Below are 23,608 nucleotides of genomic sequence, written 5' to 3'. Positions count from 1 at the left end.
CCATAAGTACGAAAGATAGGCGACTGATGGCCATCAAATCTGTTGCTTTCTAGTGGGTTCACTTGCCAACCAACCCATCAACGTATAGAACGTATGTACCAAAAAGAGGCTATGGATAGCAACCAAACAGCGACTTCGCGCTCAATGCGGTCTACGCGTTCCGAATTTCCTGCGCCTGGCCTGCTTGACGCGAGACCAGGAAACTTTGTGATCATCAGAGCTACGCAGCCTATTGCTGAGCTCGCCAATGATGACTGGTGGATGGGACAAATCATCTGGTGTGAGAGCAGAGCACGACACCTCAGTGTCGATGCTCTCTTACAAGTGGCCAATGTTGACGACGGCTCCTTGCGCTGGGTGAATGCGAGTGAAGTGACCCACGTTCTTCACGCGCTTGATGGCATTGGGGCTGAACAGTGATTCGGCTGAGTCTTTCAGCAGAAAGCAAACGGTCATTTCCACATTGGTACTCAACGCGTCGAGAAGCAATGAGCGATTCGACCGATGCCAGAGCTGGCATCGCTGATAGATAGTGATCGCATCAACGGGATTCGGAGGCGTTCAATGAGTAACGACGGTCCAACTGAGCACCAATTAGAAGCTGCCTGACTGGCCCGACAAGCCATACAGCCAGACGCTTCGACCCGCCCTACTCGGCCGACTGAGTAATGGGTTTGAGCAACATTTAGACAAGCCGTCTTCCTCTCACGGAGGGCGGCTTTTCTTGTAGGTATGCCTTGGCACGGGGGATGGCAAGGCACCCATCAAAACACAAAAAAGTAGCTACTGATGCGATTTAGGCCTCCGCCAAAAACGAGGTCAAGAACAAGAAATCAAAGTCACGTGGTCCTATGGCAAGCCTCGCTCATCCGATTGACCCCGGAATCCCAGAAAACCCTGTTATCGCCATTGAAAAAGCAGTAACCTAGCCTCCTTATTTGGCCTTGATTCTCAAGCCTGAATTGCAAGCCACTTTGTTAGCCTTGTGAAGGGCTAGCAACGTCAAACAAGCTGGATTAATCAGCTTATTATTAGACTAAAACGGTTCAAACCCATTGACAATAATCCAGAGTGATACTTTAAGTCCTTCTCAAATTCAACTACAAAAGTCGCCATAAATTGCATTATGAGAAGCCAGTCAATTCGTTCATGCAGACAGAATGCACCATTGTGTCGTTACGCAAAAGCGATCCAACATGCTTGTATATGCTGTCAAGACGAAACCGCAAATCAACCTGGTTCAAGCATTCATATTGCCAAATCAGCATCTCGTCGGCTTTTACAAGCAGATCAGAATCAAGCCTTTAGGTCAAACAGGTTGCATCTGACAAATGGCATCCAATCAAAGTTACTCTCGCAAAAGGAATCACGCATCATCATCATCCTCATAGTCACTAAATGAAATCAAATATTCATTATTGTCGTTCTTTTCAATCACCCATGCGAACACCCAACCGTTCCCCTCACCCGTATAAACAGTTCCCGACCATGATTCATCTTCGTCTTCGACTTCCAGAATATCGTCCTCGGAGATCCGTGCAGCTTTAGGGAAAAGCTTCATGAACACCATTCCAGCCAGCATCGATGCCTGGTCATCGCTCATATAACTCAACTCATCCTGCGAGAACTGCTTACCGTCGTTGGCAAAATCAGCCTCAAGCAATGTTCCCTTGAGAGGAATGTTCTTAGCCTGACCTAAGCCAACCTGAATTCGCGCTTCATGGTCCGGACATCTTTCAGCCAGTGCGATGCGCTCTTTGGAGTCCGCGTCGAGGCTCCTGACTTTGGCGGCGAATTGTTCGAATTCCATGCTGTAAATAGTGGCTGAACCTCGGTCACTTGTCATTGGTACGCACCAAACGCATGCCATCAAGCTGTGGCTGAAATGCCCTGTGATCCCAGGACAAATCTGACCTGGCACTCAACACAGAAGGCAGTAGGTTTTTTGAACACAGACTCTTTGATGAAAGCTGTTGGTCGGCTGATCATCACCTTCACCTTGACGGAACACTCCACCCCAAAAAGGAACACCTCGGTTATCCACGCGACAAGGCCATGACCGTTGAAGTCGCAATTGCGATGCTGCAGCAAGAAGGCCGATGGCTGCTGCAATTACGCGATGAGAACCCGAGGATCGTCGCGCCAGGGTGCTGGGGGCTGTTCGGTGGACACCTTGAGCCCGGAGAAACCGCGCTCAACGCTTTGCGACGAGAACTCAACGAGGAGATCGGTTGGTGTCCAGATCAATTGAAGGCCTGGTTCCGACATCAGGATGAGCAGCGCGTCGTTCACGTGTTCACAGGCAAGCTCAGCATGCCTCTTGAACAGCTGCAGCTGCATGAAGGCCAGGATATGACCTTGGCCAGTCCTGAACAGATCCGCTGCGGTCGGATCTGGAGCAGCAAATTGAACCAGGAACGTCCACTTGCATCAGCTCTGTCCATGCTGGTGAACAAGCTCGATGAAATCACTCAGGCGGATTGAAACAGCAGCACAAGACCAAGAGCGATCACAGCCAGCAGAATCCAGAACCAGAAACCACCTGAACGGGTTCCGGACGATCGGACTGATCGACCTCTCCCGCTGGATCGTTGTACCTGTTGGTCCGCGGGGACTCCACAGTGAGAACACACGAGGCGGCCACCAAGCGATCGATCAGCGCGAAAGCTGGTGGAACCGCAACGGGCACAACGACGATCAAACATCAACACAACTTCTCGTTAGGGCCAGAATCAACCGATGGAGCTTGATCAGGCAAGAGACACCGATCCAGCCTGGCTGGACTGTCAGGCCATTGAGGCCTGGATTAATGGTCATCAGGTTGTCAAAGACCTCACGCTGCGTCTCCGAAGAGGAGAGTCAACGGCCTTGCTCGGTCCCAATGGTGCTGGCAAGACCACACTCGTGAAATTGATCAGCCGCACTCTGTACCCGGTGGTCAAACCTGGATCGCATCTGCGCCTATTCGGATCTGAGACGGTCAATCTCTGGACATTGCGCCAACGACTCGGAGTCGTAAGCAACGAGGTAGAAGAACGCATCCCCGCTTCGCTCACGGGCCGGGAGCTATTACTGGCAGCTTTCTTTGGTGCCATCGGTCTCGGCAGAGACAGAATCCCCACACCGGAACAGAGGTCACGCACTGAAGCATTGCTCAAGAGCATGGATCTTGACGGTCTGGCTGACGAAAACTACGGACAGCTGTCTGAAGGCCAACGACGAAGGCTACTGATTGCCAGAGCTCTTGTGCACGAACCGGAAGTGCTTGTCCTAGATGAACCAACCAATGCTCTTGATCTGCGCGCAAGACACACATTGTTGAGAACCTTGCAGGATCTGTGTCAGCAAGGCACCACTCTGGTGCTGGTGACGCACCAGGTGGATGCCATCATCCCAGAGATCCAGAGAGTTGTAGGCCTGCAGGACTGTCTCGTCAGCCTTGATGGCTCAGCGGAAGAAACACTCACCGGACCCAGGCTTTCCAAGCTGTTCGACACTCCACTGACCGTTGTGCAGGCCGGGGGGTATAGACAGGTCTTGCCAGGATGACTGTGTTCAATCTTCTGCTCCCGAGGCTGATGTGCTTCTGATCCTCCCGGCCATCAGCATGGCCTTAGGCGGTCTGCTCGGTAGTCGCATCAGACCTGGCAAACGCTTTCGAGGGATTATTGCCCATCTTGTGGGCGGTCTGGTCCTAGGCATTGCGGCTGCGGATCTGATGCCGGCTGCCAGCGATAGCGGTCATCCACTGGCTCTGGCCATAGGTTTCTGCCTCGGCTTCTCCCTTTTGCTGGTGATTAATGCGGTCCTAGCGGACCCCGATGACCGCGCTGAATACGGTCGACCTCGACCGATGTTGCTGCTGATGTTGCCCTTTCTCGTTGACAGCCTGATCGACGGGCTTGTGGTGGGGATTAGCAGCAGTGCGGCAGAACAGCAGTGGGTGATTCCCGTGGCCGTTGCCCTTGAAATGGGACTAGCGACTCTCGGACTCGGGACTTTGCTTGGACGTGGCGCCGGTCGCTGGCGAAGCGGAGTCTCAGGTGTCTTGATGGCTCTCACCTATGTGATCGGTCTCAGCATCAGCTTGGTGATCACCAATGGGTTGCAGGGACCTGCACTGACCGGCACACTCGCATTCGGTACCGCTGCTCTGATCTACCTGGTGGTGGAAGAGGTGATGAAGGAAGCCCATGCACGCGGAGAAGATGATTCGGGTCCGGTCAATGTGGCTTTTTTCATTGGTCTGCTTTGCATTTGGCTTTTGGACTCCGTCACCTCCTGAGCTGTGATCTGCCTCAAATCACAGCACTGGATCCGCACTGCAACATTTGCGGTGATGCTCGCAACTCAGGCTCTTTCTGGTTCTGCCCAGCCTCAACAACTCGACCAATCATCAAAGTCCGTCACCCCCTTACTGCGGGAGCTACTTCGAAAAGCAGCCTGCAAATCTGCGCAACCTCTCCGAGATCGCTATCAAGCCTCAGCTGTTCTTCAGCATTGCCTGAATAAAGCAAGCACCATCACCGATCCGCTGAGACGTCTTCTGAGCGAGCTTGAAGCGGAACTGACCACACTCAATTTGCAGCTCGAGAGAGTTGAGCAGCGAACCAGTGAGCTGGAGAGCCTCTCTTTTAGCCCAACCACTCACTTGAGAGGAGTGAGCACATTCATCCAAGGTGGCAACTTCTTTTCCGGAACAGAGGGAGATCTTTTGAACTCTGTCCGCAGCGGCTACGGAGCGCTGCAATCCGGATACGACCAGAAATTGTCTCTGCGCACCAGCTTTACCGGCAAAGACCTGCTCAATATCAGGTTGCGGGCTGGAAATTTCGATACAACCAACGACAGTTTCGGAGGGGGTGGACCCAGCAAACTCTCCGAATTGGAAGTGGCCTTCCAACAAAACCGCACTCCCGACCTGATCGGGATCAATCGTGCCTGGTATCAGTTTCCGCTTGGACAGAACTGGACGTTCACGCTGGGCAGCAGGGTGAACCAGACCGTAATGCTGGGGATACGACCCAGCGTTTATCCCAAGGACACAGTGCTGGACCTGTTCACACAATCTGGTGCCTCGGGGGCTTACAGCAGCAATCTCGGAGCTGGTGGCGGCGTGATCTGGCAAAAGGGTCCAATCAGCATGAGTGCGAATTACATCGCCGGCAAGGGCCATGAGGGGTCCGGTGGTTCCGGTCTGATTGGTGAGGAATCCGGCAGCAGCAGCACATTGCAGCTCGGATATGCCAAGCAGAACTGGGGCGTGGCCGCGGCATTGGTGGCGATCGAGAATGGTTTCGGAATCATTGATTACGCCAGTCCCTATACCCTGCGCAGCTACAAACAACCTGGAATGACCACAAGCACCGCACTCAGCGGTTACTGGCAACCACCTGTTGATGACTGGGTTCCCTCCGTGAGTCTCGGCTGGGGATGGAACAGCACGCGCTACCGCAAAGGAGTTGAACGCAATGGACTCGTCGCCATTTCCCAGTCATGGACTGTGGCTGTTCAGTGGAGCGATCTGTTCAACACTGGAACAGCCATGGGAGCAGCCGTCGGTCAGCCGATCATTGCCACAGCATTGGTTGGTGGAAAAAGCCCCGACGATGCTGGCTATGTGATGGAGTGGTGGACGATGCTGCCTGTGAGCGATTCCATCACTGTCACGCCAGCCGTGTTCTTTCTAAGCAGACCTCTGGGCGCTGATACCCCCGAAGGCCAGCAGCTACGCCAGCTTGGGGCTCTTGTAAAAACCACTCTGCGCTTTTAGTTGATAGGCGAGGCGATGTCATAACCTCGCCTCGCCTGCAGGCTGAAGCCTTGAACAGCAACGCCAGAATCGACGCCCTTCAGTTGATGCTGACCGATCTGCGCACGCGCAACGAGCCGATCCGGCACAAGGCGGCCTTTCGCGGCTGTCAGCCAGAATTTCAGGCACTGGTCACCAAGCTGATTGAACAGCTCGAAGCTGAGCTGATGGAAGAGAAACAACGTTTTAGAAGCGCTCAACGCGGCTGATTGTTGTAAGCAGCAGGGGCGATTACCAGAAACAACACCCACCAGATCAAAATAATTACTGCAACTGGGATGGTGACCCACAAACGATGCAGCACCAACCAACTGCCTGAGATGGCGAACACTCCCGTGAGGATGATCGTCCATGGCTGACACCACCAGGGTTTTTCGGCCCAGAGATCAGGTTGAGGAGTATCAGACACAGCAGGTTCTCAAGCGCTCCTTAGCAACGGAGCAATACACCAGTGGTTCATAGCAATGTCTTCACGGCTGTTAGGCACATCCCCCATGAAGTTCCAGATGCTCGAGACGAGGGCTCAGAGCTCGCTACGCAGAAGCAGCTGATCATCAGCGCACAACTGACGAAAAGATCCTTTCAAGCAATCGATCCGGAGACAGTGATTCATACCTCCAAGATAAATTTGTTCAATCGCTATTAAATATACATCCATAACAAGAAAGGCTAATGAGCATATCTCAATAACGTTACTTTCAGAATTTCCTTCTCCTTTAAGCAATCTTTTCCGCTTTGCCATTATTTATTAAATTAATACTAAGCAATACAAGGCACCTTAGGATAAAATACTGTTAAAAACAAACATTATTGAAACCCAGCCTGCTCCGCTGGAAATGACACTTGCCTTTAACCCAAACAAGGACAGCCGCTGAAGCAGAAGCACAAACCAGACTCATTCGAACTGTTCCATCACTTTGTTTCAAGTCTGGCCGGCGCCATGAAGCTGGCTAGGTTTCAAGTCCATCGATCGCCTGAGGCTTCTCAACATCTTGAGCATCACAAAATGGCTGGAAGCGCGCGCTCAGCTTGCTGAACTGATCGAATCCATGGAGGAAGAGGCCTTGGCCTCCGACCTCGACAGCGATCAGCTCTGGCCTCCAGGCCGTAGCGAGCTAACACCCATGGACCGCATCAATGCACTGCGGCAAGAGGTTGAGCAGTTGTGCATCGAACTCCCGGAACTTCCACATTCAAACTGAAGCTGACCTGCAGGAACACGGAGCGAATGGTTACCGACTCCAATAAAAGACCCTGCTCACGACACGAAGCGGATAGGGTTTCATTCCACCAACCCACTGAAGATGACCGTCAATCGCTCAATTGATGTGCTGGTTTTCGGGCTGGAGCTGCTGCTGAAGTTCGTTTCAAGGCCGCGGCTTCAATGCAAAACAACCCACACACATCAGCGGTAAAGATGTGGGATTGATGATTTCTGCGGACGAATTAAAGAAGGCTCAATCCGCAATTTCAGATAAAGAACTGGAAGGCGCGGCAGGCGGCGTATGGACGAATAGCACCTGTAGGCGAAATGCACCTTTAACAAATACCATACACACTCAAAGCCCAGGATTGACAGGGACTTTTTATTACTTCAGTTAAACCCAAAGACCAACAATTCAGACTCCAATACCTGGCATTCACTAGTAATTGTATTCAGCCAAGTGCGGGGTTAATGCTGCCTACAAGTTTAGATATGGATGGCTTGCATGTGAACTGAATAATCACTATGCGTATTCACTACATACTTCAGCAAACTCTGGAATCTACTGCCTCGCTCTTAATCCCGCTCTAGCCGAGCTCTCTGCAGAATGTGGGTCACGAGGACAACGTTGACCCATCGGATGACACCCCTATCCACATCAGCGATCTGGAAGGTGGTGTATCGATGGATCACGAGTCGCTCCACCAATGTGGCGGACGTGGCCCAAGTAGCAGTCCTCGTCTTGTATTTTACAAGTCAGGTAGTTGCATTTCATGCACTGAGTTATCTCTGGATTCACTTCTTGGAAGAGGGGGGTTTCCCTGAGCTATTCGTAGATGGCTACCAAAAAGACGAATTCTTGAACTTTTGATTTGTTTTTCTTAGATTTGGTTTGAATCAGATATCTGGATGATGGCCAAAAACGTGTTAATTCTGGTCCTTGCCATTCTGGCAGTGACGGGTGGTGGCATTGCCCTAATGCTTGGCGAAATACGTCAAGGTGATTTACCTACGGATGGGGATGTGCCTGTCACTGACTGAGATTGTCTTCCTCAGCCTCGATGGCCACGTTGTTCATTTTGAATAGCTCCAGCATCCACTCAGGCTCATCGCCAGTTAGGGCGTAGTCGTTCTCTTCGTTGTGCAGGCCAGCGTTTTTAGCAATGTTCTTTCGAATGTGAAATGCCCAGCGGTCAGCATCTGCAAAGATCTCATCGAGATTGCACTCCTCTAAGCAGGCTTCGAAGAATTCCTCAGGAGTCAGGATCTCAGGTTCTTCGAAAGGAGCTACCGCTTTTCGTATTGGCTTTGGCAGCGTTATGACTTCGTGCTCTTCTTCTTCGGTGAACGTGACCTCACTAACTGAAGGGTCACAGCCTTTGATCAAGCCTGCTGCTGAGTTCACTACTGACGCTGCTGACTCAGAGTTCTAATCACTGGGCATTCAGCGCCATCGAAACATAAGACTTTGCTCCCGCAGAAACCGTCCGAAAAGGTCCTGAAACCGAACCTCGACGGACGGTCGCCCCACTTCCATGCGTGATCCAGCGGGAATAGAACGAAAAAGTCCCACTCGGAGACACCCATGACTCAAGAACAACTCAAGGCATTCATCGCCAAAGTTCAAACCGATACTTCACTACAGGAACAGCTCAAAGCAGAAGGTGCAGACCCTGTTGCTATTGCCAAAGCTGCTGGTTTCGCGATTAGCACAGAAGACTTAAAAGCAAATCCCCAAGACTTGTCTCAGAGAGACCTTGAAAGTGCAGCTGGTGGAGCTAACTCCTGCGATATCTTAACTGCTATCGTCTGGGATTCGTATATGGGAACCTGTTTTATTTGTAATAAGCACTAAATATGTGTAGTGAATGTGATGTGTGAGCCTACTCATCAAAGCCCCTGTCGCAGGGTTTTTTATTTCTTCAATCACCCCAAAAGACCATAAATCAGCCTTCAATACCTGGCACGATTGACCGCAGTAATTGTAAGCCAAAGACGCTTCAAGATATCGTTGCTATAACTGATTAAGACTCCCGATACCCATGTCCCTAGAACAGCTCAAGGCATTCCTCGCCAAAGTTAAAGGCGATTCCAATCTTCAGGAGAAACTAAAAGCAGCTAAGTCATCTGAAGATATTGTAGGCATTGCTAAAGAACATGGTCATGAATTCACTGCTGATAAGATGACTGAACTCAGTGAAGAGGAACTAGAAGGCGTGTCTGGAGGTCAGTGCTGGAAGAAAACTAACAACTAACTAAATGGCTGAGAAAACTGGAGGGTTGTTTGCTAACTGGCAGGAGATAAGTAAACTCAATCGTGTGGGACGAGAGTATAGTATTGGTATTCACCTCGGCTTCAAAACTTACACACTCAAAGCCTCTGCATTGCCAGGAGCTTCTTATTTCTTCAATCACACCCAGAAGCCCTTAAATCAGCCTTCAATACCTGGCACGATTGAGCGCAGTAATTATTAGCCAAAGACACTTCAAGGTATTGTTGCTATAACCGCTAGATACTCCCGATACCCATGTCAGAAGAACAACTCAAGGCATTCCTCGAAAAAGTCAAAGCAGACACCAGCCTTCAGGAGAAGCTCAAGGCTGAGCGTGTTGATGTTGTAGCTATTGCTAAGGCTGCTGGTTTCTCTATCACGCCTGACGACATAAATTCACTTCGAGAAAACATTTCTGAAAAAGAGCTAGAGGCTATCCTTGGTGGTGCCGGATCTGCTAATCCTCAGGGCGGGGATCCATGGTGCACTTGGGATTACCCCATTTGCATAAATAATAAATAACACAAAGCAAACTTTAATGCCTGGCACGATTGAGCGCAGTAAATATTATCCAAAGCCTCTGCAGCAGACCATTGCTATAAGTTCTGAACAGACCTTATACCCATGTCCCTAGAGCAACTCAAGGCATTCCTCGAAAAAGTCAAAGGAGACTCCAGCCTTCAGGACAAATTAAAAGCAGCTAAGTCACCTGAAGATGTTGTGGGCATCGCTAAAGAACACGGCTTCGAATTCACTGCTGATAAGATTACTGAACTCAGTGATGAGGAACTAGAAAGCGTGGCTGGAGGACTTATGAAGGATACTCATAAACGCACTGGTGGCTTCGGCTCACACTGTGGGGCAGGTTGTTGCTGGTAAAAATCTGGTGTCCATAATTTTTTCCCCTCGGCTTCAAAACTTACACACACAAAGCCTCTGCATTGACAGTGGCTTTTTATTGATTTAATCACCCCAAACAGCCCACAAATCAGCCTTCATTACCTGGCACGATTGAGCGCAGTAATTAATAGCCAAAGACGCTACATCTTTTCATTGCTATAACTGCTGAACAGACCTCATACCCATGTCAGAAGAGCAACTCAAGGCATTCCTTGAAAAGGTTCAAGGCGACACCAGCCTTCAGGAACAGCTCAAGGCAGAAGGGGCTGACCCTGTTGCTATTGCCAAGGCTGCTGGTTTTGAAATCCCTTCAGGACACGCGCCAAAAGATCTTTTGCGCCACGCTTCTGAAGAAGAGCTGGAAGGCGTTAGCGAACTATCAGACGAAGAGCTGGAAGGCGTTAGCGGAGGTGGTGAAATATGTGTATATAATAATAGTCTATAAAATATAAAAATATAATAGTAGATACGTAGGCAAAAAATATTGAAAAAGCTTCACGCCAACCCTCAGGCTACACACACTCACAGCCCCTGCAACCGCAGGGGCTTTTTATTTCTTCAAACACCCCCAAAAGACCATGAATCAGCCTTCAATACCTGGCACGATTGAGCGATGTAATTATTAACCATAGGCACTTAAAAGCATTGTTGCTATAACCGTTAAAGACTCCAGAAACCCATGTCAGAAGATCAACTCAAGGCTTTCATCGCCAAAGTTCAAGCCGATACCTCATTGCAGGAACAGCTCAAAGCAGAAGGCGCTGACCCTGTTGCTATTGCAAAGGCTGCAGGGTTTTCGATCACCACAGAAGACCTAAAAGAGGATCACCAAACCCTGTCTGATCAAACCCTGTCTGATAAAGAGCTAGAGGGTGCGGCTGGGGGTGCCTGGGCAACTGAAGACTCTCCCTGCTCCGGTGTCTGTGCCTGACTGAACTGCACTGCCTTGCTGCAGACAAGACTTGTGAATGTATTCTTGCCGATTGCCGATAACTACGGCCACAGCCTACACACTCAAAGCCCTAAGGGGTTTTTTATTGCTTCAAACACCCCAAAAAGATCATCAATCAGCCTTCATTACCTGGCACGATTGAGCGCAGTAATTAATAGCCAAAGACGCTACATCTTTTCATTGCTATAACTGCTGAACAGACCTCATACCCATGTCAGAAGAGCAACTCAAGGCATTCCTTGAATAGGTTCAAGGCGACACCAGCCTTCAGGAGAAGCTGAAAGCTGCTTCGGATGCTGATGCTTTGGTTTCTCTTGCCAAAGAGGAGGGTTTTAGTATCTCTGCTGATGACTTGAAGAACGCTCAATCAGATCTTTCAGACGAAGAACTTGACAGCGTAGCTGGTGGTTGGAGCCCTGGTACCGGTGGGGGGTTCTTGTCAATCCCTGGCTCGGGGCCCTGCTGTCGGTCTACCTACGGAGAGCACGGATCCTGCTGATTGTTAGTCTATAAAATAAGCCTACTCATCAAAGCCCCAAGGGTTTTTTATTTCTTCAATCACCCCAAACAGCCCACAAATCAGCCTCCAATACCTGGCACGATTGAGCGCAGTTGAGCAGTAATCAGGCTGGTCAAAGCGTTGCCCTACTAGGTGTTGACTTAGTTCTGAGCTATTCACCAGAAGCTCACCAGAACTTCTTGGGTGCTGCACCAGAGCTGTGTAGTGGGGTTCACCAGTAGGGCTGTGATCTTGAAGGAGTCGAGGGGGCAACGCCTCCAAACATTCACTCCTTAGAACCATGACACAAGAACAACTCACAGCTTTCATCGCTAACGCCAAAGGCAACACCAATCTTCAGGAGCAGCTCAAAGCAGCGGCTGATACCAATGCTGTTGCTGCGATTGCGAAAGATGCAGGATTTAGCATCTCTGCTGATGATTCGAAGAAAGCTCAATCAGAGATTTCTGATGAGGAGTTGGAAGGTGCGGCTGGCGGCTTTGGAACATGCTTTATTGGGCGAAACACGACAGACGGAAAGGTAAGAATTACCTGGCACTGGGTGTAGCAACATGCTTTTTGAAAAGAGAAGGAAAATGAGTTTTGAACCTGTCAGATCTGGGAACCTACCGAAAGAACTGTCGGGGAATAAAGGCTTCCACCCTTCCAATCACGCCTACTCATCAAAGCCCCTGCGCAGGGGTTTTTTATTGCTTCAATCACCCCAAACAGCCCATCAATCAGCCTTCAATACCTGGCACGATTCAGCACTTTAATTGTTAGTCAAAGACACTTCAAGTTATTGTTGCTATAACCGTTAAAGACTCCTGAAACCCATGTCAGAAGAGCAACTCAAAGCCTTCCTGGAGAAGGTCAAAGCAGACACCAGCCTTCAGGAACAGCTCAAAGCAGAAGGAGCTGATGTTGTAGACATTGCCAAAGAAGCAGGATTTATGATTTCTGCTGATGACTTGAAGAAGGCTCAATCTGAGGAAGTTTCTGAAGAAGAGCTGGAAGGCGCGGCTGGTGGAATAATCAGACCAAGCATGAGATCTACATGCTAATAGATCACTGTAGAAGTTTCTCTAAGTTTACTCATCAAAGCCCCTGCCGCCGCAGGGGCTTTTACTTCTTCAATCTCGCCAATAAGCTCATAAATCAGCCTTAAATACCTGGCACGATTGAGCGCTATAAGTATTGGCCAAAGACGCTGCAGCAGACCGTTGCTATAACTGCTGAACAGACCTGCTACTCATGTCAGAAGAGCAACTCAAGGCGTTCCTAGAGAAGGTCAAAGCTGACACCAGCCTGCAGGAGAAGCTCAAAGCAGAAGAAGCTGATGTTGTTGCTATTGCAAAGGCTGCAGGGTTTTCGATCACCACAGAAGACCTAAACTCTCATAGACAAAATCTGACTGATGATGAGCTTGAGGGTGCGGCTGGGGGGGCTCTTGCCACACGGCTTACACAAAAGAACCTGAGGGCTTGTGGGTGCTGATGGCTGCTGAGGTAGCCTACACACTCAAAGCCCCTGCAATCGCAAGGGTTTTTTATTGCCCTGATCTTTGGTGTACACCTAATTAATTATTACTTTTTCTAATCATTTAGTATGTGACTAGGTATATCCAACGGACTTAAAGTGTCCGAATTATTCAGTGACCACAACCCTGTTCTCCGGCAAGTTTGCTGTTGACGGGCTTCCTTATACATCTGTCTCGTCAATTATTAAAACTGATACCAAGATCGTTCAAGGCAAGAAGTCCAGAGCAGCAGCAGGCAAAGCCGCCAACCGTAGTAAGCATCTATCAGCAACAGCTAGAGGGACTGCCGTTCACAGCGCAGTTCGCAACTTCATTCGTACTGGTGAATGCGACCTTGAGCCTTGCTACTTCGATTATTTCTCAGGCATTCAAGACTGGCTCTCACGTTTAGATCTTGAACCTTATTGGGCAGAGGGTCCAATGCTTGATCGGTATCAGCATCTTCAGCAAGGACCGTCGGCTGCTGTGTGGTGTGACAAGTATCGCTACATAGGCATCCCTGATTTTGTTGGAAGGCTAGGCGGTATCCCTGTCGTTATGGAATTCAAAACCTCTGACTATTTATACAGAGATACCTATGACTTCCGCCAGTTCAAGCAGTACTCAGAGGGGGTGCGTCATCACAACGCTGCAATGCAAGTGGCGGCTTATGCCAATGCTTGGAACCAAACAACCGGAGATGATATTCATACAGGAGTAGTCATCAACAGCACACCAGATTCCTGTCAGTTATTTATTTTTGAAGCAGACGTAATGAAGAAAAAGCTAACTGCTTTTCACAAGCTATGTAAGGAGTACAGAAAGATCCATGGCTAACATCCAACGCAACGACCCAGGCTCTGTCTCGCTAGGTAGAGCAGTCCGCCAAGCGCAGGCTGGCGGATATGACTTGAAGGATCGCATCATCTCTGAAACTCTATGAATACTCTAAGAAAACTCTCACCTGAATCAGTTGAACTGATGGAATACTTTATTGATAGGAAACAACTATGAAACAAATATTGGACGATTATATCGCGGTATGCTCTCACTCCCTGTCCGATGAGGAGAGGATAAATCTCCTGGTGTCGACAGCGAAGCGAATCGCACCGATGGCGACACTAAGCGACGAGGAGTGGGCAGTGCTAGCACGACACACCATCGCCAAAGAATCATCCACAGAAGGATGGGACGGAGTGACTATCTAAACAAATAGCACCAGCAGTGCTTTAACAACAGAGGAGGTTTTATCTATTCCTCCTCTTTCTTTATGCCTACATCCCAGGGTACCAAAGTCCCAATTTCTCCTCTTCTTTATAATCTTGCTGGGTCCACTGAACACCTCCAGTTACACCCTTCAACTCGTCGTCAGTCAACTCTTCCTTGAGTTCAGGAGACTCCTTCTCATTCTTGTCGTCCTTGATGTTCTTGTGATCTTCCATGGTGTTAATAAAAGAGTTTCTAAAACTGTAAAAGGTCTTACTCTTGCCCTCCTCTTTCTTTATGTCATGGTTCCGGTCTCGGAATCCATGGGAATATAGGATAATCATTATTTCTAGTCACCCAACAACTCCTTAAATAATTATTGTTATTCTTAGTATTTTGATAATAATTGGCTATGCATATAATTATGCATGAGTTTGATTTCGATGACTGGCCTTTTCCACATAGGGCATTACATCACAAGCGTAGACCTCGCATTTACTGAAGCGCTGAAAATATTGGAAATGGAACTTGCATTGGCAAAGTTTGCCGATAAGTTTTCATCAACAGTTTTATGGGATCAAGCAAACGGTGAGATAGGCCAATCAAATGCCAGTTTTCCTTCAGGATGGAATGGAGAAGATACTTTTCCTGGTGGAGGCGCATCACAAGAACCATGGTCAACGACAGGAATAGCAGCAATCGCATTATCTAAAGCTAGCCAAAACGATATAGACTTTTTAGACAAAGTTAAAGATGAAAATCTTAATAGTTATATCCACGAACATCTGAGTAACTGGCTTAAAAAAGAGATTCCATTAAGAACATTTGGAATAACAACAGAGTTTGACGTAGGTTCAGAAATGCAAACAGGCAGTGCTGACACAATAGATTATTTTCTTCAGCAAACGATAGATCAATATCATCAAAAACTTCCAAATGCATTGATATTAAGTAATCATGGAGGGGGCTATGCTGTAGGAAGCAATATTGATGGTCCTCGCTGGGACAATGACAAGCAAGAGGTAGCATTATTTCCATCTGGAAACAGCTTTCCCTCTGTCGGCAAGGTTTTGTCGAAGCACTATTCAGAAGACAATCCACTTGACTTACTCTTTTATGACTCTTGTTTAATGAGCAATATTGAAACCATATCTGCAGTATCGGATGTAACGAGGTATTTTTTGGCATCCGAAAGTGTCAGCCTTTCGGGTGAAACAAATTTTTATAAGTCACTCAGAGATTTTCAAGCTGGTCTTGATATCAATGGAACTTACTCTGAAGCCGCTGAGTCATTGGGCAGAAATTTTGTGAGCAAATATGGTGTAGATGGTCATACAATGTCGCTTTCTGACACCTCTTATTTACCCGAATTACATGCGGCTTGCTCAGAATTTGTTGATGCATTTGTTGGCTCTAATGATGAATTTATTTCTGACTTCCTCATAAATCTTGAGGCGCAAGGCACAAAATTTTCTTTTTACAATCAAGACCTAGGCAATATGGCTGTAATTGCGAAAGAATCTAATAATGCATCAGATGATCTTCAACTAGCGTGCGATTCGATTTTGGATGCTTTACGGGATGTGATTATCGTCAATAATAATGATTATATGCCTAGGGGGGATCAATCTGATTCTGAAAAAGGTAGCGGCTTGACTGTCACATTTCCAACGACTACAAAGCATTGGTATGATAGTAGAACTAGGTTTTACTCCGATATTGCCTCTTCTTTCGACAGAGAGACAGGGTGGTCTGATTTACTAGAAAGAATTACTCCACTACTGCCAAAACCAAATTCACCAAAGTGGAAAATGAGTTTTCCTGGTGAGCATGGTGCTGTCGAAAACTTTGGACAGATCTTTAGTCACTCTTATCTTGACGATGATACAATTATATTTATTGATTATACTGATAATTCAAAGATAGAAGTGTTCCTGGATGCAGACCAAAATTCCGTATTCACAGGGGAAGACAGACTGATTGGCCGAGCAAGCGTGGGGGTTGATTTTGATGAATTCAGTCATTGGGATTTTTTCAATCTTGAAGCCCCGGTTTTCCCGAATTCTTGGGCAACCCCTGAAGGTTCTGAAATGAGTGAACACTTTGGCAACATCGAGTTTATTGAGCCAGTGCCAATCCTGTATGGTAATGCACTAGAAGTTAATGCTCTAAAATTTACTGATGTCTTCGGTAATCATATTGCTGACATAGCATTGACAGAAGCTATTACCATTGGAGAGACACGTTATTGAACGATAGGATAATTTTTCCATATTCGCTTATCAAGCGAGCGTTAACTGACAACATTGACTAAGATTATTTTTATGTCCAATCAGCTTGCTCGTTTAAGCCCACCATTTACTTGTCCTTGAATTTTGCAGCTTGATCACCTTTAATCATTTCTTCGTCAGTCAACTCTTCCTTGAGTTCAGGTGACTCCTTCTCATTCTTGTAGTCCTTGATGTTCTTGTGATCTTCCATGGTATTAATTGGAGAATTTCTTAAACCGAAAGAGGGATTTTACTCTTGCCCTCCTCTTTCTTTATGCCTTATTCTTATCATTTTCATGGCAGCCAACATCCGCCCATGCGATGTAGACGAGCACGCCTCCATCAACACTCTTCAACTCCTCTTCAGTCAATTCTTCCTTGAGTTCCGGTGACTCCTTCTCTTTCTTGGGGTCCTTGATGTTCTTGGGGTCTTCCATGGTGTTGATATGAGAAGTTCTTAAACCGAAGGATGGATTTTACTCTTGCCCTCCTCTTTCTTTATGTCATGGATCCGCAATCCGGCACCGATGCGTCCGGTAAGGCAGGGGCGCTGTTGGCGGGAGGACGAGGTTGGTATTGAACACTTCCTCCGCTACAGCCAGGAACGCCGGTAACTACTCCAGCACCTCCAGACAGACCCTTCAACTCGTCTTCAGTCAATTCTTCCTTAAGACTGCCCAGTGGGTTTCCAGGAACGTCGGTAACTACTCCATCGCCACCACTGACACCCTTTAATTCGTCTTCAGTCAACTCAACCTTGATGTTCTTGGTGTCTTCCATGGTGTTAATAAAAGAGTTTCTAAAACTGTAAAAGGTCTTACTCTTGCCCTCCTATTTCTTTATGCCTTCATTTCCCAAAGCAGTTAATCTTTATCAAGATAAATTAGGTGTTCCGGAGATATCTTTGCATTTGGCCTTGTAGTACTGCCAGACATGCTTTCTAACTCGTCTTCAGTCAACTATCCCTTAAGTTCTGGTGACTCCTTCTCTTTCTTGTCGTCCATGGTGTTCTTAGAGTCTTCCATGGTGTTGCTTCAAGGGCTTCCTCAGTATTAGCAGTCACCTCGCGTCAGTGGGCACGAGTTTCCATAAAGCTCCTTCTGGAACCTCGGGTCCAACCTTCATGTCCGCCGGCTCTGAGAACACCACACGCCATTCAGCCACCCGACAGGGCACATAGTCACCTCTCTCGATACGGATGCCACCGAGTGTCGAAGGTGCTCCATACCAACCACTTGCCCAGTAGGAATCTTCATTTAATCCACCTCGGAACCAAACCCAGCAACGGCAGTTGGGTTGTGTGGTGGATTGCTTAGCTGCCACAAAGGTTCCCTGTGAGCACTGAGGGTAGAGGTGAATGCATCAACCTTCAGGAACGATGTGAGTCACGAGGTCGGCGTTGACCCATTGGATGACTCCCGTGTCCACGTCAGCAATCTGGAACAGGTTGTGAATGCTTGGGTCCCTGGCTGCTCCAGCCTCCGGGCGAGCCATACCCAGTCAGTCAGGCGGTTCTGACCCATTCACCAGAAGCGCACCAGAACTTCATGGGGTCTACACCAGAGCTGTGTAGTGGGGTTCACCAGAAGGGCTGTGATCTTGAAGGAGTCGAGGGGGCAACACCCCCAACACAACTCACACACTTATCTCCTTTAAAACAATGACTGCTTTCAACACTGACTACAACGACACTGAACTACTTGATCAAGAGCTGGAAGCTGTGGTTGGTGGCGGTCGCGAACGAGCCGAACTCTTCCGCCGTCTCTTCACTACCTCATACGACGATTGGGACGAGCCTGAAAGATTGGCAGAGTGGAAAGCAATGCACAAGAAGTACTTAGAGTTGGCTTAAGTGAACCCAGATAGCGAAACATCATGCCTCAATCCTGCCAATCAAAAACTGACGGCTAATGCATCTAAGCGTGATGTGACAGGAATGACCTGATGGCGGATTGCGTTAAGTAAATCCCATTCCATGAACAATTAGCTTCACTGGTTATTGCTATCGATCTCCCGACTAAATATTTACCTACCCCGCCACGAGCGGGGTTTTTTATTGCCCTGGCTCCTTCGGAACGATGTGGGTCACCAGATCAGCATTCACCCAGCAGATCACGCCTGAATCCACATCAGCAATCTGGAACAGGTTGTGCATCGACGGGTCACGAGCACCTCCTCCGCAGTGGAGAACCGATCCCATCCACCAGTCCTGCCTGGGTGTCTCGCCAGTCAGGTATTCACACCTCACACAGACGGTCATCCCTGGTTTGGCGTCCAGGAACAAGGGTCGCTCCCCTTGCTGTTCGTAGATTCCATGATCAATCGACATGGCCGGTAGTACAAACGTATTGAGGCTAGCCCTTGGCTGAGCTTTCGTCATCGGCAGGTAGCAGTCCAGCGTTTTTCTTCATTTCAGTGATTGGTACAACGAATGCTTTCCCTGTATTGATTCGAACAGCCTTCATTGGCTGTTCTAAGTTGAACAACTTAGGCGCTACTTGTTCGACTTATGATTTGACTTTTGCTTTTAAATTGGTCTATAAAGTTCATCTCGCCCTTTCTTAGGCTTGAAGTTTTATGGCTGACCTTTATCTCGTCGCGCTAGATAGCCGCCCAAAGTGGCGCTGGCCTAATGAATTCATTCGAATGTTCTTTCGTCGGCATCTGGCAAGATCCTGCTATGCAGGTTATTCAGCCCTCAAGCATGAAAACACAACTGCAATAGCATTTTTTGTAAACACCTTCCTTGCTAACAAAGATGCTTCACGCATCTTAGAGGGTGTGGCAGCATTGAAGGGGTGGAGTGCGGAAGAGTGTGACAGCAAATTCGAGCAATTTTTTCTCAATGATTACCGCGAAGGCCAATGGAGTCTCGATACGTTGCGTAAGCAAGAGAGGGAAGAAAATAGAAGTCTCTTTGATGAGTTGGCCCGTGCCCTCGATCATCTAGCCTCGCTTTAGTCATCACCCTCACCCGTCAATAGCTACTTTACTCTTTTTGAAAAGCTCCAGCATCCATTCAGGCTCAACGCCAGTTAGGGCGTAGTCGTTCTCTTCGTTGTGCAGGCCAGCGTTTTTAGCAATGTTCTTTCGAATGTGAAATGCCCAGCGGTCAGCATCTGCAAAGATCTCATCGAGATTGCACTCCTCTAAGCAGGCTTCGAAGAATTCCTCAGGAGTCAGGATCTCAGGTTCTTCGAAAGGAGCTACCGCTTTTCGTATTGGCTTTGGCAGCGTTATGACTTCGTGCTCTTCTTCTTCGGTGAACGTGACCTCACTAACTGAAGGTTCGCATCAGTTCATTAAGCTTGCTGCTGAGTTCATCACAGATACTGCTAACTCAGAGTTTTAATCATTGGGCATTCATCGGCATAACATCATCAATTACGCCGTCACTGATGTAAGTCCCCTCGACTGATATCACTTCACTGCCCGCCCTTAGCCGCCCTTAGACACGGTGGTTTTTTTATTGCCTGTGAAGTTTGGGGTACACCTAGGCCGACAGCTGCTATAACTGCTGAACAGACCTCAGCCACATGTCAGAAGAGCAACTGAAAGCCTTCCTGGAAAAAGTTAAATCTGATACCGAATTACAGGAAAAGCTCAAGGCAGCAACCTCACCAGAAGCTGGTCTTGAAATCGCCAAAAAAGCAGGCTTTTCAATTACCTCAGAAGATATTCAATCAATGCAATTTGCAACGGTGTCAGACGAGGAGCTGGAAGGTGCAGCTGGTGGGGGGACGGCAGCTGGTGGGAAGACGTTTTGGATTTCGTGGTGTGTGAGTTGCAATTGTTAGTGTGCTGCTTTTTTGTGGCTTGGTGTACTCTTTTGTTGCGCTTTTAGTGTGGAGCCTACTCCCTCAAAGCCCCTGCATTGACAAGGGATTTTATTGCTTCAATAGTCTAACTAACACCATAAATCAGCCTTCAATACCTGGCACAATTGAGCGCAGTTGAGCATTAATCAGGCTGGTCAAAGCGTTGCCCAGATAGGTTTTGACTTAGTTCTGAGCTGTTCACCAGAAGCTCACCAGAACTTCTTGGGTGCTGCACCAGAGCTGTGTAGTGGAGTTCACCAGTAGAGCTGTGATCTTGAAGGAGTCCAGAGGGCATCCCCCCCCAACACAACTCACACACTTATCCACTTTAAAACAATGACTACTTTCAACACTGAACTACTTGATCAAGAGCTGGAAGCTGTGACAGGTGGCGGTCGCAAACGATTCGAAGCCTGGCACCGATGGCTGGCTGAGAACGAAAACGACGAGCCTGAAACATTAGCAGAAGTGGAATTAAATACACGCGAATTTTTTCTTAGAAATCCTCTTATGTGAGCCTACTCATTGCAAAGCCCCTGCATCCGTAGGGGCTTTTTTATTGCTTCAATCACTCCAAACAGCCCACAAATCAGCCTTCAATACCTGGCACGATTGAGCGCAGTAAGTATTAACCAAAGACGGTGCAGCAGACCGTTGCTATGACTACTCAACAGACCTGATACGCATGTCCCTAGAACAACTCAAGGCATTCCTCGCCAAGGTCAAATCTGACACGAGCCTTCAGGAGAAGCTAAAAGAAGCTAAGTCACCTGAAGATGTTGTAGTCATTGCTAAAGAGCACGGACATGAATTTACTGCTGATAAGATCAACCAGCTCAGTGATGAGGAGCTGGAAGGCGTGACTGGAGGAGCAGGGAGTGTGGCTTGCATAATCAATCCATTAAACTAACGGGGCTTTTTATTGCTTCAACAGTCTGACTAAGTCCACAAATCAGCCTCCAATGCCTGGCACGATTGAGCGCAATAGTTATCAACTAAAGACTCTGCTGCAGACCGTTGCTACGACTGCTGAACAGACCTAATACCCATGTCAGAAGAGCAACTCAAGGCATTCCTCGAAAAGGTCAAAGGCGATACCAGTCTTCAGGAGAAGCTTAAAGCCGCTGCTGATTCAGATGCAGTTCTTACGATTGCAACAGAAGCGGGGTTTAGTATTTCAGCTGACGATTTGAAGAAAGCCAAACCAAAACTTTCTGAAGAGGAGCTGGAAGACGTCGCTGGTGGTTGGGACTGTCCTGTGTGCTGGACAGCTAAGGTGCTTGTAGGAACTCTAGCTATATAAAGTTAGAAGTCTGCAGTTAATCTACTCACCTAGCCTCTGCCGACACAGGGGCTTTTTATTGCTTCAATCACCCCAAAAAGACCACAAATAAGACTTCAATACCTGGCAGGATTGAGCGCAGTTGAGCAGTAATCAGTCAGGTGAAAGCATTTTCCAAAAGATGGGGACTCAATCCTGAGCCAATCACCAGAAGCTCACTAGAACTTCGCGGATTACACACCAAAGCTGTGTAGTGGGGTTCACCAGAAGGGATGTGATCTTGAAGAAGTCGAGGGGGCAACACCCCCAACTCAACTCAAACACCCAACGCATATTCAAAACCATGACTGAACTCAACACGCAAGACCAAATCCTCGAACCGACTGACGACCAACTCGAGACAGCCCAAGGAGGCATTTATATCAGCGAAGAAGAGCCATTGAAAAAGGTGTTCTTTAATACTTTTTTCCCGACTCTTCTAAATGCTTAGACAGCAGTCAATTGCAAAAAAAGACCCCGCTAAATGCGGGGTCTTTGCTGCCATCCCTACAGATACGGTGCGGCCAATCGACCGCTGCTATAACTTCTGAATAGAGCTGATAGCCATGTCCCTAGAACAACTCAAGGCATTCCTCGCCAAGGTCAAAGGTGATTCCAATCTTCAAGAGAAACTAAAAGCAGCGAAGTCACCTGAAGATGTTGTAGGCATTGCTAAAGAACATGGTCATGAATTCACTGCTGATAAGATCAGCCAACTCAGTAAAGAGGAGCTGGAAGGTGTGGCTGGGGGTGGCATTAGTCACCTTGACCACACCTGCTAAAGCGTATCAAAAATTAGTCTACTCATCAAAACCTCTGCTGCTGCAATGGCTTTGACTGCTTCTATAGCCTAACCAATCCCATAAATAAGCCTTCAATACCTGGCACGATTGAGCGCAGTAAATATAATCCAAAACCTCTACAGCAGACCGTTGCAATAAAGAAAGGCAGCTTGTCTGACTTACGAAATGTTGTTGCTCATCTTCTAGTTTTAAGGGTTCTGCCTGGACTTTGCTCTTCTCAAAGCTACGAAAGCAGCACTCCCGACAAACAAAGCAATTACAAGTAGAGGAACTGCTACGAACAGTCCAAGTATTAATGTGTAATCAGGCAATGTTACAGGCTGCAGAGCAATAACACCATCACGTGTCCACCTCAAAAGGAGCTGAACCCATAGCGACAGAGAAATAATTAAACCAACCCAAAAGAACACTGTCTGGGTTGTTGTTAGCAACTTTGGCTTGTCGGACATCAGAAAAGTGTATATGGAAGGATACGTATCACAAGATCAGCGTTGACCCAGAGGATCACGCCTGAACCCACATCGGCGATCTGGAAGAGGCTCCAGCTTCAAAGGCTGCGGACAAGACCAACACCATCAAAGACAAGGGCAAGCCTGCACGCGAATGATAGTTAACTGTCGTTCTAAACCTCTGATCAGGAAATAATCTTGAGTTAATCCAGCTTTGGCTGGTGACCTCAATACCTCCGCTATGGAGACACTGTTTTCAATCCTGCTGGGAGTAGCACTTACCTAGGCTTTAACCAGGGTGATCGTCTTTATGAGTCACCGAAGCAGGCGTTCTTGGCGGTGGTATTAAGAATGGCCTTTACCTGTTGAGATGCGAGGCAGCAATACCAGCCTGGTATTCAGCGCTCAGCACGACAATTCATTTTGTAGATTCTGAGGACTAGGTAAGCGCAAGACAAGCTCACGAACAGAACAAGAAGGTTCCCGCTTGTCATGACGAAGCAACAAGTAAAAATATCCTCTCGAAAAATATTCGGATCACAAGACGATGCATCATCCACAACCTTGGATGGCAACTCTTTC

37 protein-coding genes and 2 pseudogenes are annotated in these 23,608 nt (G+C 47.9%); 26 read left to right on the top strand and 13 right to left on the bottom strand.

The window, feature by feature from the left end; all coding sequences use genetic code 11:
* Nucleotides 1–93: 93 nt before the first annotated feature.
* Nucleotides 94–420 carry a DUF3104 domain-containing protein gene (locus DXY31_RS05350; protein ID WP_114992774.1) on the top strand — a complete coding sequence of 109 codons (327 nt, stop codon included), beginning with the start codon at nt 94–96 and terminating at the stop codon, nt 418–420.
* A 946-nt stretch (nt 421–1,366) separates the two neighbouring features.
* Here the strand turns inward: DXY31_RS05350 and DXY31_RS05345 are convergent.
* A complete protein-coding gene (locus DXY31_RS05345; protein ID WP_114992773.1) occupies nt 1,367–1,810 on the bottom strand; it encodes a hypothetical protein in 444 nt (147 codons plus the stop codon).
* A gap of 245 nt (nt 1,811–2,055) precedes the next feature.
* Between DXY31_RS05345 and DXY31_RS05340 the strand changes: the two genes are divergently transcribed.
* Nucleotides 2,056–2,484 carry an NUDIX hydrolase gene (locus DXY31_RS05340; RefSeq protein WP_114992772.1) on the top strand — a complete coding sequence of 143 codons (429 nt, stop codon included), beginning with the start codon at nt 2,056–2,058 and terminating at the stop codon, nt 2,482–2,484.
* 25 nt (nt 2,485–2,509) lie between these two features.
* On the opposite strand, the gene DXY31_RS05335 is transcribed toward DXY31_RS05340, so the two are convergent.
* Nucleotides 2,510–2,701: a hypothetical protein gene (locus DXY31_RS05335; RefSeq protein WP_170953568.1), complete on the bottom strand. Its 192-nt coding sequence runs from the start codon at nt 2,699–2,701 to the stop codon at nt 2,510–2,512.
* A 38-nt stretch (nt 2,702–2,739) separates the two neighbouring features.
* Between DXY31_RS05335 and DXY31_RS05330 the strand changes: the two genes are divergently transcribed.
* The 4 genes from DXY31_RS05330 to DXY31_RS05315 are packed head-to-tail and all read left to right on the top strand — an operon-like array spanning nt 2,740 to nt 6,021.
* Complete coding sequence (locus DXY31_RS05330) at nt 2,740–3,549, top strand: ABC transporter ATP-binding protein (protein ID WP_114992770.1); 810 nt, start codon at nt 2,740–2,742, stop codon at nt 3,547–3,549.
* Nucleotides 3,550–3,580: 31 nt separating this feature from the next.
* Nucleotides 3,581–4,285 carry a hypothetical protein gene (locus tag DXY31_RS05325; RefSeq protein ID WP_244279555.1) on the top strand — a complete coding sequence of 235 codons (705 nt, stop codon included), beginning with the start codon at nt 3,581–3,583 and terminating at the stop codon, nt 4,283–4,285.
* A gap of 54 nt (nt 4,286–4,339) precedes the next feature.
* The gene (locus DXY31_RS05320; RefSeq protein WP_114993080.1) at nt 4,340–5,773 is read left to right on the top strand and encodes an iron uptake porin; all 1,434 of its coding nucleotides are present in this window, start codon (nt 4,340–4,342) and stop codon (nt 5,771–5,773) included.
* Nucleotides 5,774–5,823: 50 nt separating this feature from the next.
* Nucleotides 5,824–6,021: a hypothetical protein gene (locus tag DXY31_RS05315; RefSeq protein WP_114992769.1), complete on the top strand. Its 198-nt coding sequence runs from the start codon at nt 5,824–5,826 to the stop codon at nt 6,019–6,021.
* Here DXY31_RS05315 and DXY31_RS05310 read toward each other — a convergent pair.
* Nucleotides 6,009–6,221: a DUF6737 family protein gene (locus DXY31_RS05310; protein ID WP_114992768.1), complete on the bottom strand. Its 213-nt coding sequence runs from the start codon at nt 6,219–6,221 to the stop codon at nt 6,009–6,011. The genes DXY31_RS05315 and DXY31_RS05310 overlap by 13 nt on opposite strands.
* A gap of 583 nt (nt 6,222–6,804) precedes the next feature.
* Here DXY31_RS05310 and DXY31_RS05305 point away from each other — a divergent pair.
* Nucleotides 6,805–7,014 (top strand): hypothetical protein, encoded by a 210-nt coding sequence (locus DXY31_RS05305; RefSeq protein WP_114992767.1) that lies wholly within the window; start codon nt 6,805–6,807, stop codon nt 7,012–7,014.
* A 578-nt stretch (nt 7,015–7,592) separates the two neighbouring features.
* Here DXY31_RS05305 and DXY31_RS17525 read toward each other — a convergent pair.
* Nucleotides 7,593–7,673 carry a hypothetical protein gene (locus DXY31_RS17525; protein ID WP_244279603.1) on the bottom strand — a complete coding sequence of 27 codons (81 nt, stop codon included), beginning with the start codon at nt 7,671–7,673 and terminating at the stop codon, nt 7,593–7,595.
* 373 nt (nt 7,674–8,046) lie between these two features.
* Nucleotides 8,047–8,421 carry a hypothetical protein gene (locus DXY31_RS05290; RefSeq protein ID WP_114992766.1) on the bottom strand — a complete coding sequence of 125 codons (375 nt, stop codon included), beginning with the start codon at nt 8,419–8,421 and terminating at the stop codon, nt 8,047–8,049.
* 180 nt (nt 8,422–8,601) lie between these two features.
* Here DXY31_RS05290 and DXY31_RS05280 point away from each other — a divergent pair, with 180 nt between their 5' ends.
* The 11 genes and pseudogenes from DXY31_RS05280 (at nt 8,602) to DXY31_RS16370 (ending at nt 13,996) form a co-directional block, all read left to right on the top strand.
* Nucleotides 8,602–8,871: a Nif11-like leader peptide family natural product precursor gene (locus DXY31_RS05280; RefSeq protein WP_066907316.1), complete on the top strand. Its 270-nt coding sequence runs from the start codon at nt 8,602–8,604 to the stop codon at nt 8,869–8,871.
* 187 nt (nt 8,872–9,058) lie between these two features.
* Nucleotides 9,059–9,271, top strand: a complete 213-nt coding sequence (locus tag DXY31_RS05275; RefSeq protein ID WP_114992764.1) for a Nif11-like leader peptide family natural product precursor — start codon at nt 9,059–9,061, stop codon at nt 9,269–9,271.
* A 273-nt stretch (nt 9,272–9,544) separates the two neighbouring features.
* On the top strand, nt 9,545–9,811 hold the full coding sequence (locus DXY31_RS05270; RefSeq protein ID WP_114992763.1) for a Nif11-like leader peptide family natural product precursor: 267 nt from the start codon (nt 9,545–9,547) through the stop codon (nt 9,809–9,811).
* A gap of 102 nt (nt 9,812–9,913) precedes the next feature.
* Nucleotides 9,914–10,168, top strand: coding sequence for a Nif11-like leader peptide family natural product precursor (locus DXY31_RS05265; RefSeq protein ID WP_114992762.1), 255 nt, complete (start codon nt 9,914–9,916; stop codon nt 10,166–10,168).
* Between the two features lie 205 nt (nt 10,169–10,373).
* Nucleotides 10,374–10,634, top strand: coding sequence for a Nif11-like leader peptide family natural product precursor (locus DXY31_RS05260; RefSeq protein ID WP_114992761.1), 261 nt, complete (start codon nt 10,374–10,376; stop codon nt 10,632–10,634).
* 234 nt (nt 10,635–10,868) lie between these two features.
* A complete protein-coding gene (locus DXY31_RS05255; protein ID WP_114992760.1) occupies nt 10,869–11,120 on the top strand; it encodes a Nif11-like leader peptide family natural product precursor in 252 nt (83 codons plus the stop codon).
* Nucleotides 11,121–11,352: 232 nt separating this feature from the next.
* A pseudogene (locus DXY31_RS05250) lies at nt 11,353–11,640 on the top strand (Nif11-like leader peptide family natural product precursor).
* Nucleotides 11,641–11,941: 301 nt separating this feature from the next.
* Nucleotides 11,942–12,208: a Nif11-like leader peptide family natural product precursor gene (locus DXY31_RS05245; protein WP_114992759.1), complete on the top strand. Its 267-nt coding sequence runs from the start codon at nt 11,942–11,944 to the stop codon at nt 12,206–12,208.
* Between the two features lie 268 nt (nt 12,209–12,476).
* A complete protein-coding gene (locus DXY31_RS05240) occupies nt 12,477–12,704 on the top strand; it encodes a Nif11-like leader peptide family natural product precursor (protein ID WP_114992758.1) in 228 nt (75 codons plus the stop codon).
* A gap of 190 nt (nt 12,705–12,894) precedes the next feature.
* Entirely contained in the window at nt 12,895–13,137 is a 243-nt protein-coding gene (locus DXY31_RS05235; RefSeq protein ID WP_114992757.1) for a Nif11-like leader peptide family natural product precursor, read from the top strand.
* Between the two features lie 157 nt (nt 13,138–13,294).
* Nucleotides 13,295–13,996, top strand: a complete 702-nt coding sequence (locus DXY31_RS16370; RefSeq protein ID WP_137024902.1) for a hypothetical protein — start codon at nt 13,295–13,297, stop codon at nt 13,994–13,996.
* A gap of 437 nt (nt 13,997–14,433) precedes the next feature.
* Here DXY31_RS16370 and DXY31_RS16805 read toward each other — a convergent pair whose 3' ends face one another.
* Nucleotides 14,434–14,601 (bottom strand): bacteriocin, encoded by a 168-nt coding sequence (locus DXY31_RS16805; RefSeq protein WP_170953566.1) that lies wholly within the window; start codon nt 14,599–14,601, stop codon nt 14,434–14,436.
* Nucleotides 14,602–14,808: 207 nt separating this feature from the next.
* Here DXY31_RS16805 and DXY31_RS05215 point away from each other — a divergent pair, with 207 nt between their 5' ends.
* Nucleotides 14,809–16,617 (top strand): clostripain-related cysteine peptidase, encoded by a 1,809-nt coding sequence (locus tag DXY31_RS05215; protein WP_170953565.1) that lies wholly within the window; start codon nt 14,809–14,811, stop codon nt 16,615–16,617.
* A gap of 106 nt (nt 16,618–16,723) precedes the next feature.
* Here DXY31_RS05215 and DXY31_RS17675 read toward each other — a convergent pair whose 3' ends face one another.
* The 5 genes and pseudogenes from DXY31_RS17675 to DXY31_RS05200 all read right to left on the bottom strand — a co-directional run.
* The gene (locus DXY31_RS17675; RefSeq protein WP_256359616.1) at nt 16,724–16,846 is read right to left on the bottom strand and encodes a hypothetical protein; all 123 of its coding nucleotides are present in this window, start codon (nt 16,844–16,846) and stop codon (nt 16,724–16,726) included.
* 61 nt (nt 16,847–16,907) lie between these two features.
* Nucleotides 16,908–17,072, bottom strand: a complete 165-nt coding sequence (locus DXY31_RS05210; protein WP_114992752.1) for a bacteriocin — start codon at nt 17,070–17,072, stop codon at nt 16,908–16,910.
* Nucleotides 17,073–17,133: 61 nt separating this feature from the next.
* Complete coding sequence (locus DXY31_RS16365) at nt 17,134–17,415, bottom strand: hypothetical protein (protein WP_137024901.1); 282 nt, start codon at nt 17,413–17,415, stop codon at nt 17,134–17,136.
* 279 nt (nt 17,416–17,694) lie between these two features.
* Nucleotides 17,695–17,958 carry a hypothetical protein gene (locus DXY31_RS05205; RefSeq protein ID WP_114992751.1) on the bottom strand — a complete coding sequence of 88 codons (264 nt, stop codon included), beginning with the start codon at nt 17,956–17,958 and terminating at the stop codon, nt 17,695–17,697.
* A 39-nt stretch (nt 17,959–17,997) separates the two neighbouring features.
* Nucleotides 17,998–18,111, bottom strand: a pseudogene (locus DXY31_RS05200) (DUF3104 domain-containing protein); the annotation flags it as partial.
* A 184-nt stretch (nt 18,112–18,295) separates the two neighbouring features.
* Here DXY31_RS05200 and DXY31_RS05195 point away from each other — a divergent pair.
* Nucleotides 18,296–18,487: a hypothetical protein gene (locus tag DXY31_RS05195; protein WP_114992749.1), complete on the top strand. Its 192-nt coding sequence runs from the start codon at nt 18,296–18,298 to the stop codon at nt 18,485–18,487.
* 201 nt (nt 18,488–18,688) lie between these two features.
* Here the strand turns inward: DXY31_RS05195 and DXY31_RS05190 are convergent, their stop codons facing one another.
* Complete coding sequence (locus DXY31_RS05190) at nt 18,689–19,015, bottom strand: DUF3104 domain-containing protein (protein ID WP_371639127.1); 327 nt, start codon at nt 19,013–19,015, stop codon at nt 18,689–18,691.
* Between the two features lie 197 nt (nt 19,016–19,212).
* Between DXY31_RS05190 and DXY31_RS05185 the strand changes: the two genes are divergently transcribed.
* The 6 genes from DXY31_RS05185 to DXY31_RS05155 all read left to right on the top strand — a co-directional run bounded on the left by DXY31_RS05185 (nt 19,213) and on the right by DXY31_RS05155 (nt 22,556).
* Complete coding sequence (locus tag DXY31_RS05185; RefSeq protein WP_114992747.1) at nt 19,213–19,596, top strand: hypothetical protein; 384 nt, start codon at nt 19,213–19,215, stop codon at nt 19,594–19,596.
* A gap of 575 nt (nt 19,597–20,171) precedes the next feature.
* Nucleotides 20,172–20,432 carry a Nif11-like leader peptide family natural product precursor gene (locus DXY31_RS05180; RefSeq protein WP_114992746.1) on the top strand — a complete coding sequence of 87 codons (261 nt, stop codon included), beginning with the start codon at nt 20,172–20,174 and terminating at the stop codon, nt 20,430–20,432.
* A 357-nt stretch (nt 20,433–20,789) separates the two neighbouring features.
* A complete protein-coding gene (locus tag DXY31_RS05175) occupies nt 20,790–20,969 on the top strand; it encodes a hypothetical protein (RefSeq protein ID WP_114992745.1) in 180 nt (59 codons plus the stop codon).
* 169 nt (nt 20,970–21,138) lie between these two features.
* Nucleotides 21,139–21,363: a Nif11-like leader peptide family natural product precursor gene (locus tag DXY31_RS05170; protein WP_114992744.1), complete on the top strand. Its 225-nt coding sequence runs from the start codon at nt 21,139–21,141 to the stop codon at nt 21,361–21,363.
* A 138-nt stretch (nt 21,364–21,501) separates the two neighbouring features.
* The gene (locus DXY31_RS05165) at nt 21,502–21,756 is read left to right on the top strand and encodes a Nif11-like leader peptide family natural product precursor (protein ID WP_114992743.1); all 255 of its coding nucleotides are present in this window, start codon (nt 21,502–21,504) and stop codon (nt 21,754–21,756) included.
* A 584-nt stretch (nt 21,757–22,340) separates the two neighbouring features.
* Nucleotides 22,341–22,556 carry a Nif11-like leader peptide family natural product precursor gene (locus DXY31_RS05155; RefSeq protein WP_114992741.1) on the top strand — a complete coding sequence of 72 codons (216 nt, stop codon included), beginning with the start codon at nt 22,341–22,343 and terminating at the stop codon, nt 22,554–22,556.
* A gap of 469 nt (nt 22,557–23,025) precedes the next feature.
* On the opposite strand, the gene DXY31_RS17830 is transcribed toward DXY31_RS05155, so the two are convergent.
* Nucleotides 23,026–23,106 carry a DUF3104 domain-containing protein gene (locus DXY31_RS17830; RefSeq protein WP_114993079.1) on the bottom strand — a complete coding sequence of 27 codons (81 nt, stop codon included), beginning with the start codon at nt 23,104–23,106 and terminating at the stop codon, nt 23,026–23,028.
* Nucleotides 23,107–23,608 lie beyond the last annotated feature (502 nt).

It is taken from the genome of Synechococcus sp. UW179A (genome assembly GCF_900473965.1).
GTDB lineage: Bacteria > Cyanobacteriota > Cyanobacteriia > PCC-6307 > Cyanobiaceae > Synechococcus_C.
Note: the sequence above shows the minus strand (reverse complement) of the source record. Positions and strands in the feature narration are given on the sequence as shown.